The 13,978-nt window shown below is 76.1% G+C and carries 14 protein-coding genes; 8 read left to right on the top strand and 6 right to left on the bottom strand.

What is annotated here, in order from left to right; genetic code table 11:
• Window positions 1–506 (top strand): hypothetical protein (locus BI06_RS06075; protein WP_043465565.1); only part of this gene is annotated, 506 nt, incomplete at its 5' end.
• An 88-nt stretch (window positions 507–594) separates the two neighbouring features.
• Window positions 595–1,269: a class I SAM-dependent methyltransferase gene (locus BI06_RS06070; protein ID WP_043465563.1), complete on the top strand. Its 675-nt coding sequence runs from the start codon at window positions 595–597 to the stop codon at window positions 1,267–1,269.
• Here the strand turns inward: BI06_RS06070 and BI06_RS06065 are convergent.
• The 4 genes from BI06_RS06065 to BI06_RS06050 form a co-directional block, all read right to left on the bottom strand.
• Window positions 1,248–2,009, bottom strand: a complete 762-nt coding sequence (locus BI06_RS06065) for an AraC family transcriptional regulator (protein ID WP_051740299.1) — start codon at window positions 2,007–2,009, stop codon at window positions 1,248–1,250. The two genes, BI06_RS06070 and BI06_RS06065, sit on opposite strands and share 22 nt — an antisense overlap.
• 69 nt (window positions 2,010–2,078) lie before the next feature.
• Window positions 2,079–2,693: a restriction endonuclease gene (locus tag BI06_RS06060; RefSeq protein ID WP_233290023.1), complete on the bottom strand. Its 615-nt coding sequence runs from the start codon at window positions 2,691–2,693 to the stop codon at window positions 2,079–2,081.
• A gap of 79 nt (window positions 2,694–2,772) precedes the next feature.
• Window positions 2,773–2,973, bottom strand: a complete 201-nt coding sequence (locus BI06_RS06055) for a hypothetical protein (RefSeq protein ID WP_030395475.1) — start codon at window positions 2,971–2,973, stop codon at window positions 2,773–2,775.
• A gap of 145 nt (window positions 2,974–3,118) precedes the next feature.
• Window positions 3,119–4,159, bottom strand: a complete 1,041-nt coding sequence (locus BI06_RS06050; RefSeq protein ID WP_233290022.1) for a DMT family transporter — start codon at window positions 4,157–4,159, stop codon at window positions 3,119–3,121.
• A 69-nt stretch (window positions 4,160–4,228) separates the two neighbouring features.
• On the opposite strand from BI06_RS06050, the gene BI06_RS06045 reads away from it, so the two are divergent.
• Window positions 4,229–5,089, top strand: a complete 861-nt coding sequence (locus BI06_RS06045) for a LysR family transcriptional regulator (protein ID WP_030395473.1) — start codon at window positions 4,229–4,231, stop codon at window positions 5,087–5,089.
• 198 nt (window positions 5,090–5,287) lie between these two features.
• Window positions 5,288–7,003, top strand: coding sequence for a serine hydrolase (locus BI06_RS06040; RefSeq protein ID WP_082558292.1), 1,716 nt, complete (start codon window positions 5,288–5,290; stop codon window positions 7,001–7,003).
• A 60-nt stretch (window positions 7,004–7,063) separates the two neighbouring features.
• Here BI06_RS06040 and BI06_RS06035 read toward each other — a convergent pair whose 3' ends face one another.
• The gene (locus BI06_RS06035; protein WP_043465559.1) at window positions 7,064–8,188 is read right to left on the bottom strand and encodes a hypothetical protein; all 1,125 of its coding nucleotides are present in this window, start codon (window positions 8,186–8,188) and stop codon (window positions 7,064–7,066) included.
• Window positions 8,189–8,656: 468 nt separating this feature from the next.
• Entirely contained in the window at window positions 8,657–9,124 is a 468-nt protein-coding gene (locus BI06_RS06030; RefSeq protein ID WP_030395470.1) for a GNAT family N-acetyltransferase, read from the bottom strand.
• 293 nt (window positions 9,125–9,417) lie between these two features.
• Here BI06_RS06030 and BI06_RS06025 point away from each other — a divergent pair, with 293 nt between their 5' ends.
• The 4 genes from BI06_RS06025 to BI06_RS06010 all read left to right on the top strand — a co-directional run bounded on the left by BI06_RS06025 (window position 9,418) and on the right by BI06_RS06010 (window position 13,712).
• Window positions 9,418–10,464 carry a polysaccharide deacetylase family protein gene (locus BI06_RS06025; RefSeq protein ID WP_051740298.1) on the top strand — a complete coding sequence of 349 codons (1,047 nt, stop codon included), beginning with the start codon at window positions 9,418–9,420 and terminating at the stop codon, window positions 10,462–10,464.
• A gap of 153 nt (window positions 10,465–10,617) precedes the next feature.
• Entirely contained in the window at window positions 10,618–11,292 is a 675-nt protein-coding gene (locus BI06_RS06020; protein WP_030395468.1) for a GPP34 family phosphoprotein, read from the top strand.
• Between the two features lie 98 nt (window positions 11,293–11,390).
• Window positions 11,391–12,791 (top strand): cytochrome P450, encoded by a 1,401-nt coding sequence (locus tag BI06_RS06015; RefSeq protein WP_063794915.1) that lies wholly within the window; start codon window positions 11,391–11,393, stop codon window positions 12,789–12,791.
• 102 nt (window positions 12,792–12,893) lie between these two features.
• On the top strand, window positions 12,894–13,712 hold the full coding sequence (locus BI06_RS06010; protein WP_051740296.1) for a maleylpyruvate isomerase family mycothiol-dependent enzyme: 819 nt from the start codon (window positions 12,894–12,896) through the stop codon (window positions 13,710–13,712).
• Window positions 13,713–13,978 lie beyond the last annotated feature (266 nt).

Here is a 13,978-nt window from a genome sequence, read left to right as displayed (position 1 = left end):
CGGCCACCGCCCTGGACCCGAAGGCAGAGGCGGCCGCGCAGCAGCACCCCGAATGCGCGCCGGTGCTCCGCGCGATGTTCGAGCGACCGGCCGTGTCCGTCCGCCGCTGGTACGTCACCGGGAACAACGTGCTCGCCAACCGGACCCAGATCGACGTGGCCGGGCTCGCCGACGGGCTGTCCCGGGAACGCTTCGAGGCGCTGCGGGCGGCGGTGACCGGGGGCGGCTGCACCGGCGTCCGGCTCGACAACGGCAACGGCGGCGTGCAGCTGACGGTCGAGCCGGTCCCGTGGCCGGGGCTCGACGTCCCGGCCGTCGGCTTCGAGGTGCGGACCCCCACCGGGGCCGTCACCTCGCCCGGCGGCCTCACCAGGGTCTACCTCTGGGCGGCCGTGGGTGACAACCGGGTGCTGTTCCTGACCGCCGACGACACCGCCCACGCCCCGGCGTTGCGCCCGGAGCTGGTGACGCCCCAGCTCCAACGCCTCGTCGCCGCGGCGGGCTGACCCCGGCGGCCGGGGCCGTCCTGCCCCGGCCGCCGGGCGAGCGATTCGTTCAAGACGCGGCACTGACGCGACGTCAAGACTGCTGCCCATGAACGAACGCAGTTTCACCCCCGCCGCCGGACGCTTCGCGCCGGTCCGCCTCTACGATCCGGTGGTCGCCCTCACCCGGGAGCGGCTGTGGCGCAGCCTGGTCGCCATGCACGTCGCGCCGCGACCGGAGGACGTGGTCGTCGATGTCGGCTGCGGCACCGGCTCGTTGGCGGTGCTGCTGAACCGGGTCGAACCGCGCGCCACCGTCATCGGTGTCGATCCCGACCCGGAGGCCCTGGCGGTGGCCCGTCGCAAGGCCGCCGCCGCTGCCGTCGCGGGCGGTACCCCGGGCGGCACCACGGAGTGGCGGGTCGGTATGGGCGACGAGGTGGCCGCGATCGTGGGTGCCGGGACGGCCGACACCGTCGTCTCCAGCCTGGTCCTGCACCAGTGCCCCGTGCCGATGAAGCGCGCCGTACTGGCCGCGATGCACGAGACGCTGCGCCCCGGCGGCAAGTTGGTGATCGCCGACTACGGCAAGCAGCGCACGGCCGCGATGCGGCTGGCGTTCCGGTTCGTGCAACTGGCCGACGGGAAGGCGGACACCCAGCCCAACGCCGACGGCGTCCTGCCCCGGCTGATCGCGGAGGCGGGCTTCGAGAACGTGCGGGAGAGCGAGACCGTCGCGACGCTGACGGGCTCGCTCTCGCTCTACGTGGCCAGGCGGTCCTGACCACCGACCGGGCGCGGGGCCGGGCGCAGGGCCGGGCGCAGGGCCGGGCGTAGGGCGGGGAGTACCGCGGCGGGCGTCAGCCCCGTCATCTCCCGCATCCGGCGCCCGAAGTGCGCCTGGTCCGCGAAGCCGCCGAGGAGGGCGGCCTCGGCCGGGGTGCTGCCCGCGCGCAGCGCGTCGGCCGCGCGGGCCAGCCGCCGCCAGATCCGCCAGCGGGCCAGCGGCAGGCCCAACTGCTCCTGCGCCAGGGACCGCAGGCGCTGCGGGGAGAGCCCGACCTGTGCGGCCAGACCGGTCAGCGGAAGGGCGTCGTCCTCGCCGGCGGCCTCCATCGCCGCGCGCAGCCGGGGATCGACCCGGGCCGAGGGCAGTGCCCCGGCGGGGCGGACCTGTTCCTCCCGCAGGCCGCGCCACTGCGGCGCCACCGTGATGCCCGGGCCGCCGGGGCTCCGCAGCCGGTCGGCGAACGCGCAGTGCGGATCGACGAAGTAGGTCACCAACTCCCGGACCGGCGCCATCCGGTGGCGCACCATCGGTGCCACCACCAGTGCGGCACCGCGGTGCCGCACCCCGTCCCCGTCGGTGGCCGTCACCGTGGGCACGGGGTCGGCCGCCCCGGACGCGAACGCGACCTGGAAGGCCGCGTGCCGGTGGGCGTGGCTGTCGGCGAGCGGTCCCCGGTACAGCGCGTACCCCGCCCCGACGACCAATCGGGGCCCCGTCCCCTCGTCGTTCTCCACCCGGCCGATCCTGCCAGAGCCCGTTCGGGCGCGACACCGCCCCACGGTCGGCAGGCCGGCGGTCGGGCGTCAGCGGTGGCGCCCCTGGCGGGGGGCCGGGACGCGGGGCAGGACCTCCCACAGCGGGCGGCCGCCCCCGGCCCAGCGGGCGAGCGAGGGTCGGTCGACGAGCAGGATGCCCTGCTCGGCGCCCCACTTGAGCGCCTCGCGGGAGAAGCGGCCGTTGGTGACGACGACCGCGACGTGGGCGCCGTGGCTGCGCCGGTAGGTGCCGGCGAGCGCGTACAGGACGTCGACGCCCACCGGTCTGCCGCTGACGGGGTCCCGTTTGTGCTTGCACTGCACCGCCCAGCGGCGGCCCGCCGGGTCCTCGGCGAGGACGTCCACGCCCCGGTCGTTCGCCCCGCCGACCTTGCGCGCGCGGCAGCCGTCCCGCTCCAGCAGGTCGCGCACCGCGTACTCGAAGGCGTCCGGTGCCAGCCGGTCGAGCCCGCCCGGACCGGTCAGCGCCAGTCGCAACCGCGCGGCGTGCAAGCGCTGTTGGCGTGCCGCACGAAGGCGCCGGTGCGCCGCCGCTGCCACCGCGGCGGCGGCCGTGACGGCGGCGAGGACGAGCAGCCACCAGTGCGCCGCCAGCCAGCGCAGCACCGTGGCCGCCACCGCCGCGCCCACCAGCCAGGTCACCGCGTCGCCCGGCGGGCGGCGACCACGCCTGCGGCGGCGTACGGGAGTTCGGCGTCCGGTCAACCGTCCTCCGTTCCGGTCAGTGGGTGGCCCGGGTGACCACACCGACGAGTTGGAGGATCGCCTGCCCCCAGCCCGTGCCGGCGATCAGGACGCCGAGCACGATGCTGCTGAACACGGTGAACGCCTCGTCGCCCCGGCTGCGGGCCTCGGTCCGGCGCCGGAGGCGGATCAGGATGATGATCGCGACGAACGCCGCCGCGCTGATCGAGTACTGCACGTGCCCACCCGGACTTTCGTCAACGGTGTGTGACGCTCCGACTACTCGGAGCGCATTGCCGCTGGTGAGCATGGCAGGCGCGCGGGCGCTCCGGGAGTGCCGCGGGGAAATCGGCCGGATCCGAACCGTCGGACTGGCGCAGTTCCTACGCCCCGGGGCGTCCGGGCGGTCCTTCCGTCGATCCCGCGTTCGGCCGGCGAAGGGCCGATCGTGGCGAGGGGGCCGCTCCCCGGCCCGCCCGGACCGCGCCCGCGCCGGCCGCCACCACCAGGACCACCGCCAGGCACTGGGCCGCCGACAGCTCCTGCCCCAGTACCAGGAACCCGGCCAGCGCCCCGACCGCCGGGGCCAGCCCGGTCAGGACGGCGAAGGCCGGCGCGGACAGCCGCCGCAGCGCCAGCAGCTCCAGCGAGTACGGCAGGCCCGAGGACAGCAGCGCCACCGCCAGCCCGAGCCCCAGCACCCCGGGTTCCAGCAGGGTGGCGCCGGCCGAGCCGATCCCCAGCGGCAGGCTCATCAGCGCGGCCACCGTCATCGCCACCGCGAGCCCGTCCAACCGGGGGAAGCGCCGCCCGGCCCGGGCGCCGAGCAGGATGTAGGCGGCGCACATCGCGCCCGCGCCGAGCGCGAACCCGGCACCGGCCGGGTCGAGCCGGTCGAAGCCGTCCCGCCCGAGCAGCAGCACGCCCGCGAACGCCAGCCCCGCCCACAGCAGGCCGGCCGCCCGCCGGGCGGCGACGACCGACATCAGCAGCGGCCCGAGCACCTCCAGGGCCACCGCCGGGCCGAGCGGGATCCGGTCGATCGCCTGGTAGAAGAGGATGTTCATCCCGCCGAGCGCGACCCCGTAGACGCCCGCGACGGCCCAGTCCGCCCGGCCGTACCCGCGCAGCCGGGGGCGGCAGACGGCGAGCAGCAGCACGGCCGTGATCGTCACCCGCAGCGCGACCGTGCCCAGGGCGCCGGCCCGGGGGAACAGCAGGGCGGCGACGGCGGAGCCGAACTGCACCGAGAGGGTGCCGCCCAGCACCATGCCGACACCGGCGGCACTGCCCGCCCGGGCGGGCACGCTCACCGTCCGGGGCCTGCCCCGTGCCTGCTGTCCGCCGCTCCGGAGGCTCGCTGCGAACCTCGGCGGTGCAACCGCCGTCGCGATCCCTGACATCGTGTCCGTCCTTCTCGTCATGCCGTCCACGCTAGGAATCCGCCCCCGGCGCGTGAAATGCCGATCCGACGGCGGTTATGCTCCCCGGGCATGACCATCGAGCTGCGCCACCTGCGAGCCTTCCTCGCCATCGCCGAGGAAGGGACGATCACCCGCGCCGCGCTCCGCCTGCACATCGGCCAGCCCGCCCTGTCCCGCACCCTGCGCCAACTGGAGAACCACCTGGGCACCCGCCTGGTCGACCGCTCCACCCACCACCTGGAGCTCACCGCCGCCGGCCTGGCCTTCCGGGACCGGGCCGCCGCCGCCCTCTCCGCCGTCGACGTCGCCCTCGACCCCCGCGCGCTGACCGTCCTCCCGCTGCGCCTCGGCCACCCCTGGCCGGCCCTCGGCGAGTACACCGTGCCGCTGCTGCGCCGCTGGGACCGGGAGCACCCGGACCAGCCGCTCGAACTGCGCCGGATCGACGACCGCACCGCCGGCCTCGCCCGGGGCCGGGCGGATGTCGCCCTGCTGCGGGGCGAGGTCACCGAACCCGGGCTGGTCACCGAACTGCTGCTGGAGGAGGAGCGGGTGGCGGCCGTCCCCGCGGACAGCGAACTCGCCGGGCGGGCCACCCTCACCCTCGCGGACCTCGCGGCCCGGCCGGTCGCGCTGAACACGGTCGCCGGTACCACCACCCTCGACCTCTGGCCGGCCGGGGCCCGGCCACCGGCGACGATCGAGGTCGACAACACCGACGAGTGGCTCACCGCCATCGCCGGGGGCCGCGCCGTCGGCGTCTCGACCGCGGCGACGCCCCGGCTGCACAGCCACCCGATGATCGCCTACCGGCCGCTCACCGACGCCCCGCCGGTGCCGCTGTTCCTCGCCCGGCGCGCCGACACCCCGCCGCACCCGGCGGTGCCGGCCCTGGTCCGCCTGATCCGCGAGCTGCTGTCCGACACCTGACCGGGGCCGGGGGCCGGGCCGTCCGCCCCGGTCCTCGACCGCGACCCCGTTCATACACGCCGCCGGACGGGTGGATTGCGGGACGGCCGGGCGCGCGGCGGGAGCGGGCGCCGGACGGGGCGTCGAATACTCGCGCCGTGAGGCGGACGGCGGCGCCGCCGAATGCGGGCCGCGCCGCCCGGACGAGGGAGGATCCCGATGCATCGTCACGGCGCACCCCGGCGGACCGCCGCCGGGCCCGGCCGGACCACGCCCCGCCCGGTGCCGCGCGGCACCGCGCCCCTGCTGGCGGCCGGTCTGCTGCTGGGCGTCCCGCTGCTCGGCGGATGCACCTCGACGTCCGGCGGCGACCCCGAACCCGCCCCCACGAGCCCGGCCTCCCCGTCCTCCGGCGGCGCTTCGACGACCTCGGCGTCCGCCCCGGCCACCGCGCCGCCGCGGCAGCCCCCGGCCGAGCTGACCGAGGACCAGGTGAACGCCGCCGTGGCCCGGATCGACGGCTACGCGCAGAACGCCCTGGCGAAGACCGGGGTGCCGGGGCTGGCCCTCGCCGTCGTGTACAAGGACAAGGTGATCCACGCCAAGGGCCTGGGCGTCCGCCGGCTCGGCAAGCCGGAGGCGGTGGACCCGGACACGGTGTTCCAGCTCGCCTCGGTGTCCAAGCCGATCTCCTCGACCGTGGTCGCCGGGGTGGTCGGCCAGAAGACGGTGAAGTGGGACGACCCGGTGACCGCCCACGATCCCGGCTTCGCCCTGGCCGACCCCTGGGTGAGCAGCCATGTGACGATCGCCGACCTGTTCGCCCACCGCAGCGGTCTGCCGGACCACGCCGGCGACCTGCTGGAGGACCTCGGCTACCAGCGCGACTACATCCTGCAGCACCTCCGGGAGCACCGGTTGGCGCCGTTCCGCGCGAGCTACGCCTACACCAACTACGGCCTGACCGAGGCCGCCGTGGCCGTCGCCAAGGCCAAGGGCGTGGCCTGGGAGGACCTCGCGGCGGACGTGCTCTACAAGCCGCTGGGGATGAACTCCACCAGCTCCCTGCGCTCCGCCTACGACAGCGCGGCGAACAAGGCGACGCCGCACGTGCGCGACGCCGCCGGCTGGCAGGTCAGCACCACCGAGAACCCCGACCCGCAGGCCCCGGCCGGCGGGGTGAGCTCCACCGTGCAGGACCTCGGCCGGTGGATGCGGCTGCAGCTCGCCGACGGCACCTTCGAGGGCAAGCAGATCGTCGACCCGGCGGGACTGAACGAGACCCGGCTGCCGCAGACCGTCTCCAGCCCGACCACCGCGCCCGCCGGCCGGAGCGGCTTCTACGGCCTGGGCTGGAACGTGAGTTACGACGCCGAGGGCCGGCTACGGCTGAACCACTCCGGTGCCTTCTCGCTGGGCGCGGCGACCGTGGTGACCCTGCTGCCCTCCGAGCAGCTGGGGATCGTGGTCCTGACCAACGGCCAGCCCACCGGCGTCCCCGAGGCGGTGGCCGAGGAGTTCTTCGACCTCGCCCAGTACGGCCACGAGACGGTGGACTGGCTGGGCTTCCTGGGCAAGGTGGTGCCCGCCGCCGCGGCGAGCCCGGTGTCGCCGACCGACTACGCCTCCCCGCCGGCCGGAGCGGCCCCGGCGAAGCCGGACAGCGCCTACCTCGGCACCTACGGCAACGACTACTTCGGTCCGCTGACGGTGGGCCCCGGGGACGGCGGCGGGCTGGTGATGAGCCTGGGGCCGGACAACCTGCGCTTCCCGCTCCAGCACTACGACGGCGACGTGTTCAGCTTCCGGACCCGGGGCGAGAACGCGGCCGGCCTGTCCGGGGTGACCTTCGCGGTGGGGGCGGACGGGAAGGCCGCCACCGTGGTGGTCGAGCAGTTCGACCACGACGGCCTCGGCACCTTCACCCGGAGCTGAGGCGGCACCGCTCCACGGCCGGGCGCGCGACCACCGTCGCGCGCCCGGCCGTCGGCGCGGCTAGAACGCCGAGGTGTAGGCGGTGAAGAAGCGGGACGCGATCGGCGAGCCCGAGCTGTTGAAGCACAGCGCGAACAGGTTCACCGTGCCGGCGCTGCGGTTCCAGGGCGTGGCCAGCCCGCAGTAGTCCGGGCCGGGGCCGAAGGCCGTGACCTGGGCGGTGTCCGAGGGCACCGCGACGTTCGGCAGGTTGACGGTGTACGGCACCGAGCCGGTCAGGGTGTTGACGGCCCCGGAGGAGTTGTAGTTGGTGCCCGGGGGGAGACCGCCGTTGAACCACAGGTAGCCGAAGTTGCTGGGCGGGAAGGCCGGGCCGTGCACGGCCCGCTTCTCCGCGTAGCTCAGCGTCCAGCGGGTGTTGTACGGCGCGCTGGACGCGTTGAAGCACGCGACCACGACGGTCTGGCCGGTGGCGGAGGGCGACCAGTCGGCGACCTTGCAGCGGGCGCCCGCGGTCGCGTCCACGGCGGTGACCTGGAGGTTGCCGACCGGGGTGGACTGGCCCAGGCCGGGCAGCCAGACCTTCCAGATGCCGGTGCCGCCGGGGCCCACCGTGTTGGTGCCGCCGGCCGAGTTGTACTGGGTGATCACCGATCCGGTGGGGTTGGCGAACACATAGCCGTAGCTGCCGCCGGGCGGGGACGGCACGCCGCTGCTGGTGGTGTAGAGGACGGTGAACCGGTTGTCCTCGGGCGCGCCGCCCGGGCGGTAGCAGCCCACGGTGACGTCCTGACCGGTGCCGGCGGTGCCCCAGCTCCGGACCTGGCACCAGCTGCCGGTGCGGCTCACGGCCGTCACGTGCGCGATGCCGCCGGGCCCGGCGATCAGCGGGAAGTGCACCACGTAGGAACCGGTGCCGAGCTGGTCGACCTTCACCGGGTTGGCGGCCGGAGTGGGCCAACTGCCCCACTGGCGGCTGGGGTCGGGGACGTACCCCAGCGGCGGGTTCGGGTTGTCGAGGTAGGCGAAGCCCCAGCGGTCGGGCACCGCGGCGTTGGCCGGGCCGGCCGCCGGGAGGCTGACGCCCACCAGGGCCGCCAGCACGGCGAGGACGAGGAGCAGGGCGCGGACGGCGCGGGCGCCGCCGACGGGTCTGACCGGTGGTGCGAAGGTACCGGCGTGCATGGGCATACCCCTTGGACGGTGAGGAATCACGGGTGGCCTGCGCGGTGCTGCCCGCACTGCTGCTCCGCCCGGGCCCGTGGCGGGGGCCGGCGCGGCGGCCGACGGGACGACGGCCCCTCAGGGAGGACCGGTGCGGTCCGGCGTCGGCCGGCAGTGACGGGGTCGGGGGTCAGGCCCGACGGCGCTCACATCGTAGGGGCGCGCCGGGCGGTGGCACAGGCCTCCGGCACGGGCCGCCCGGTCCGCCGTCGGCCGTTCGCGCGGCGGCCGTCCACCGCCCCGTCCGCCCCCGGCGGCCCTCCCAGCCCCGTCCGTCCCCGCACCGGTACCGGCCGCCCCACCGCGCCCGTCCCGCCCCGTCCGCGGCCTGGCCGGAACCGGCCGCTCCGCTGCCGCTTCCCGGCGGCTTCCCCGCCGCTGCGGCCCGCCGGGTGGGCGCCCCGGCGCACGGCGCACGGAGCACCGGCCTCAGAGCGCGAGCTTGAACCCGTCGTGGCTGCGGGTGAAGCCCAGCCCGGCGTAGAAGCGGTGCGCGGCCTCGCGCTGCTTGTTGCTGGTCAGCTGGACCAGCCCGCAGCCGCGCGAACGGGCCCGGTCGATCGCGAGCGCCATCAGGACGCGGCCGAGCCCCTCCCCGCGCCGGTCGGCGCGGATCCGCACCGCTTCGAGCAGCGCCCGTTCGGCGCCGCCCTTGCCGAGGCCCGGGATGTAGGTGGCCTGGAGGCAGCCGATCACGGCGCCGTCCGCGTCCGCCAGGACGAGCATCTCGTTGCGCGGGTCGGTGTCGATCGCGTGGAAGGCGCGCTCGTACGCCTCCGTCACCACGACCGTCGCCGGGTCAACCACCCGGTCCTCGTCCGCCAGCAGGGCCAGCACGGCGGGCAGGTCGGCGCGGGTGGCGGGGCGCAGGGTGGGAGTGGGGGCGGCAGTAGACATGGCCCCGACCCTAACCGGCGCCTGCCCTTCCGTTTTCCCGGACCCCGGACCCCGGACCCGGCCTCCGCCCCTCGGCCGGAAGCTGCCTGCCGTACCTGTCGTCGCGGAGGCCCGGCGTCCGTATGATCTGGGCTGCCCGCCGACCGGGGTGCGCGCCGGGCGGATGCCGAGGGTGCCCGCCCGCAGCGGTCCGTACCGGCCCGCCGTCGTCGGCCGCCGTCCGCAGCCGCCGGCAGCCGTCCCGCCGGCCTCGAACGGTCCAAGGGAGGCGCAGCACAGTGCGGTTCGCAGGTGTGGGTCTGACGCGTGAGGGTTACCGGATCGCCGTGGCGGGCGCCGACGACGGGCCGTCCGGGGCGGACGAGGTGTACGAACACTGCGGCCTGGAACGGCCGGTGGCGCGGCTGGCCGAACTGGCGGCGGAGTCGGCGGACGGCTTCGCGGTCGTCCTCGACAGCGCCAACGGCATCATGGACGCCCCCCTCGCCGCCCTCGGCATACCCGTACTCCGGGCCGACCCACCGGTGCTGACGGACGGTCGGACCACGGCCCGCTCCCTGGCCGCGCTCGGCCGCTCCCGCCCCGAGGCGCTGACGGTGCTGCCGCCGGACGGCTGGACCATGGCCGGCCGCGAGGACGGGATCGCCGCCGAGGAGGCGGCCAGCGGACCGGTAGAGCACGAACTCGCCCAACAGGGGCTGCTGTTGGCAGGAGGCGGGGGAATCGCCCCGCTGGTGGCACTGACCTTCGACGACGGCCCGCACCCGGAGTACACCCCGCAGGTGCTGGACGTGCTCGCCCGGTACGACGCCCCCGCCGCGTTCTTCTGCATCGGCCTGCACGCCCTGGCCCACCCCGGTGTGGTCCGCCGGATCGCCGCCGAGGGCCACACCCTGGGCAACCACAGCTGGTCCCACGCCTACCTGCCGGACCTCGGCCCGATCGGACTCCGCGAGCAGCTCGGCTTCACCGCCGACGCCCTGGCCAGCGCCTGCGGGGGCACCCGCCCGTCGCGCTGGCTGCGCCCCCCGTACGGCGGCCGCAGCCCGGAACTCCTCACGGCGGTGGCCGGGTCGGGCCTCACCACCGCGCTCTGGGACGTCGACGCGAAGGACTGGTCGCGGCCCGGGGCCGGAGTCCTCGCGGAGCGGGTGCTGGACGGGGTCGGTCCGGGCTCGGTGGTGCTGATGCACGACGGCGGCGGCGACCGTTCGCAGACCGTCGCCGCCCTGCCGGAGGTGATCACCGGCCTGCGCCGCCGCGGCTACCGGATCGTCGGCCTGGACGAGCTGCTCGCCGCCCGCGCGGTCCGGCCCGTCCGACCCGCCGCGTCGTGCTGAGCTCCTGACCCCTGACCCCTGACCTCCTGACCTCCTGACCTCCTGTTTTTCCGATCGAAATGATCTATCATCACTCGATCGTTCGAACGTTCCGGCCGAGGACCACCGTCCCCGGACCCGGGCGCTCGTACCTTGATCACGGGGGATGGGACCATGCACGTCACACTGGCCGAAGAGATCATGCTGCTGTCGCTGGACGACGACAGCGGCCAGGCCAAGGACCGCTGGGCGGTCGGCTGGATCGTCGCCGCCGGCCTGCTGCTGGAGCTGGCGCTCGCTGAGCGCATCAGGGTCGACGACGGCCGGGTCGAGGTGGCCGACAGCTCGCCGACCGGCGACGCGCTGCTCGACGCCCGGCTGGAGTCGCTCGCTGCCTGGGCCGGGAGCACCAAGTCCGCCACGGTGGCCGCCTGGCTGCGGAAGGACCAGGCCAGGAGCGTCGAAGCCACCCTGCAGAGCCTGCGCGGGCGCGGCATCGTCACCGAGGAACGGCACCGGGTGCTTGGACTCTTCCCCGTCCGCCGCTTCCCCGAGGCCGACGGCACGGCCGAGCGAGAGCTGCGCGAGCGGCTGAACCGCGTCGTGCTGGACGGTGCCGAGCCGGACCTGCGGACCGCCGGCCTGATCGGCCTCCTGCACGGCGCCCGCCTGTACCGGCTGGCCTTCCCCGGGGAGCAGGGCAAGCGCGTCGAGCCGAGGATGGCCGCCCTCGCCGAGGGCCAGTGGGCGGCGGACGCCGTCCAGGAGACGATCCGCGCGACCCAGGTCGCGATCCTGGCCGCCACCACCGCGGCCACCGTCGCAGCCTCCGCCGCGACCGGCGCCTGACCCCACGCCCCCTGTTCGCGCCCGGGCGCCCCCCGGGCCCCGGGCGCGGCGCGCGCGGACACTGTCGCCGGGCCGCGCCCGTCCCTACGCTGCTGTACGTGTCCTCGTCCGCGCGGGATACCGCGCCCCCCGCCTACGTCCACGCGAGCCTGCCCGGGGCGGTGCCGCTGCTCGGGCACCTGCCCGCACTGGTGCGGGATCCGGCCGCCCTGCTGGCCGGGCTGCACCGGCACGGCGACCTGGTGGACCTGCGGCTGGGGCCGAACCGGCTGGTGGTGCCCTGCCACCCGGAACTGCTGCGGCAGGTCTACGCCGACGACCGCACCTTCGACAAGGGCGGCCCGATCTACGGGCGCTTCCGGGAGATCCTCGGCAACGGGGTCGCGACCTGCGCCCACGCCGACCACCGGCGCCAACGCCGGATGCTGCAACCGGAGTTCCGGCCCGACCGGATCGCCGAGTACGCGGAGGTGATGACCCGGGAGGCGGCACTGCTCGCCGACTCCTGGCGGCCCGGCGAGGTGGTGGACGTCTTCCCGTCCTGCTACCGCTTCACCCTGCGGGTGGTGACCCGCACCCTGCTCGGCACCGAGGTGCCGGACGCCCTGGCCGGCCGGCTCCAGCGGGCGTTCGAGACCGCGTTCGCCGGAGCGCTGCGGCGGGTGGTCCGGCTGCCCGCCGGTCCCCGCTACCGCGCGGCCGTCCGCACCCTGCGGAGCACCGTCGCCGAGCTGGTGCGCGACCACCGGGCGCACGGCGGCGACCGCACCGGCCTGCTGGCGGGCCTGGTCGCCGCCCGCGACGAGGACGGCACGGCGCTGTCCGACGCCGAACTGCACGACCAGGTCGTCGCGATGCTGCTGGCCGGCACCGAGACCACCGCCTCCCAGCTCTCCTGGACCCTGCGCCTGCTGACGGCCCACCCGGACGTGCTCGCCGCCCTGTACCGCGAACTCGACGAGGTCCTGCCGGACGGCTGGCCCGCCCGGTGGGACGACCTGCCCCGACTGCCGTACACCGACCGGGTGCTGACCGAGGCCCTGCGGCTGTACCCGCCGGGCTGGGTGCTGCTGCGCACCTGCACCCGGGACACCGAGCTCGGCGGCCGCACCCTGCCGCGCGGCACCCAGGTGGTGCTGAGCCCCTACGTCGCCCACCACCATTCCGGGATCTTCGCCGACCCGGCCCGCTTCGACCCGGACCGCTGGCTGCCCGAGCGGGCCGCCGCGCTGCCGCGCTGGGCGTTCGCCGGCTTCGCCAACGGCCCGCGCCAGTGCCTGGGCGCGGACTTCGCCCGCACCGAGGCCGGCGTCGCGCTGGCCACCCTGCTGGCACGCCGCCGCCCCGTCGCGCTGTCCGGCGGCCGCCGCTCCGACGACCGCCCGATGCGCCTGACCACCGTCCTGCGGCCGCACCGGCTGCGCCTGCGCGTCCTCGACCGCCGTCCGCCCGGTTCGCCGAGCCGTCCCGGTGGCGGGCCGCTCCCGGTGGCGGACTGACGCGGTGGAGCCCCGCTCCGGGTGCGGGTACCCGCCGGCTCCCGGCCCGGCCTGCGGCGCGGGTCTGGACAGGGACCGGGGAGTCGGCCATGGTTCTCCCTCATGACACTCCCGCTCCCCGCGCAGGGGCCCGGCGCCGGGCGCGGCGCGCTGTTCGACGCGGTCACCGAGGTCGGTGACGCGGCGGTCGCCCTGCTCGCCGGCTGCCGCGGCGCCACCCCGATACCCGGCGCGGAGTGGACGGTCGCCGAGGCGGCCGCGCACCTGGCGATGGCCAACGAGCTGATGGCGGAACTCGCGGCCGGCGCGGACCGGCCGTACGGGGACGGCACCCCCGGCTCGCTGGCGGCGGCCAACGCGGCCTCGCTGGCCGAGCGGCCGGAACGGGACCCGGCCGTGCTCGGCGCGGAGATCGCCCGACAGGCCCGGCGGTTCACCGCGGCGGCCGGGCCGCGCGGCGGCGCGGAGCCGGTCCTGACTCCACTGGGCGGCATGGACCTGGACACGCTCGGCGCCTATCTGCTGACCCACATGCTGGGCCACCTCTACGACATCGCCGTGGCGCTGGGGCGGCCGCACCCGATCGACCGGCGGCGGGTGGGGCTGACGATGCCCTTCCTGCGGACGGCCATGCCGCTGGTGGTGGACGCCCGCGCGGCGGCCGGTCACAGCGCCTGCTACCGCCTGCGGGTGCGGGGCCTGGACGGCTTCGCGGTGACCTTCACGGACGGTGCGGCCGTGGTGAGCGAGGAGCCGCCGCGCCGTCCGGACTGCACCGTCCTCACCGAGCCGGTCGCGTTCCTGCTCATCGCCCTGGGCCGCTTCACCGCCACCGACGCCCTCCGCCGGGGCAAGGTGCTCGCCTGGGGCCGCCGGCCGTGGCTGGCTTCTTCCTTCCCGGGGCTGTTCGCCGCTCCCTGAGGGGCCGGCCTGCGGCGTCCGGAGTCCGAATTCGACGGTGCTCGAAGGGTTTTGCCCGGCCGGGGTCGGCGCCCGGAGACTTGCTCCGCCGACCCCGTCCGCCCCGGCGCCCGTCCGGGGCACGGGTCGTCGCCGTGACATCGGATCCGTTCCGGAGGAGTCCCCATGAACCGTTCTTCCTCGTTCCGTCTGCGTGCCGCCGCCGTGGCGGTCGCGGCCTCGGCCTGTCTGCTCGGCGGTGCGGCCGTCGCCGGGGCCGCACCGGC

It is taken from the genome of Kitasatospora sp. MBT66 (assembly GCF_000710405.2).
GTDB classification, from domain to species: Bacteria; Actinomycetota; Actinomycetes; order Streptomycetales; family Streptomycetaceae; genus Kitasatospora; species Kitasatospora purpeofusca.
The sequence above is the reverse complement of the archived record's forward strand: the minus strand, read 5'-3'. Positions and strand labels throughout refer to the sequence as shown.

What these genes read in the sequence shown, in the direction of transcription:
- BI06_RS06010 (WP_051740296.1), top strand. Translation starts at nt 12,894, where the DNA reads ATGACACTCCCGCTCCCCGCGCAGGGGCCCGGCGCCGGGCGCGGCGCG.
- BI06_RS06035 (WP_043465559.1), bottom strand. Translation starts at nt 8,188, where the DNA reads ATGCACGCCGGTACCTTCGCACCACCGGTCAGACCCGTCGGCGGCGCC.
- BI06_RS06020 (WP_030395468.1), top strand. Translation starts at nt 10,618, where the DNA reads ATGCACGTCACACTGGCCGAAGAGATCATGCTGCTGTCGCTGGACGAC.
- BI06_RS06050 (WP_233290022.1), bottom strand. Translation starts at nt 4,159, where the DNA reads ATGACGAGAAGGACGGACACGATGTCAGGGATCGCGACGGCGGTTGCA.
- BI06_RS06070 (WP_043465563.1), top strand. Translation starts at nt 595, where the DNA reads ATGAACGAACGCAGTTTCACCCCCGCCGCCGGACGCTTCGCGCCGGTC.
- BI06_RS06040 (WP_082558292.1), top strand. Translation starts at nt 5,288, where the DNA reads ATGCATCGTCACGGCGCACCCCGGCGGACCGCCGCCGGGCCCGGCCGG.
- BI06_RS06045 (WP_030395473.1), top strand. Translation starts at nt 4,229, where the DNA reads ATGACCATCGAGCTGCGCCACCTGCGAGCCTTCCTCGCCATCGCCGAG.
- BI06_RS06030 (WP_030395470.1), bottom strand. Translation starts at nt 9,124, where the DNA reads ATGTCTACTGCCGCCCCCACTCCCACCCTGCGCCCCGCCACCCGCGCC.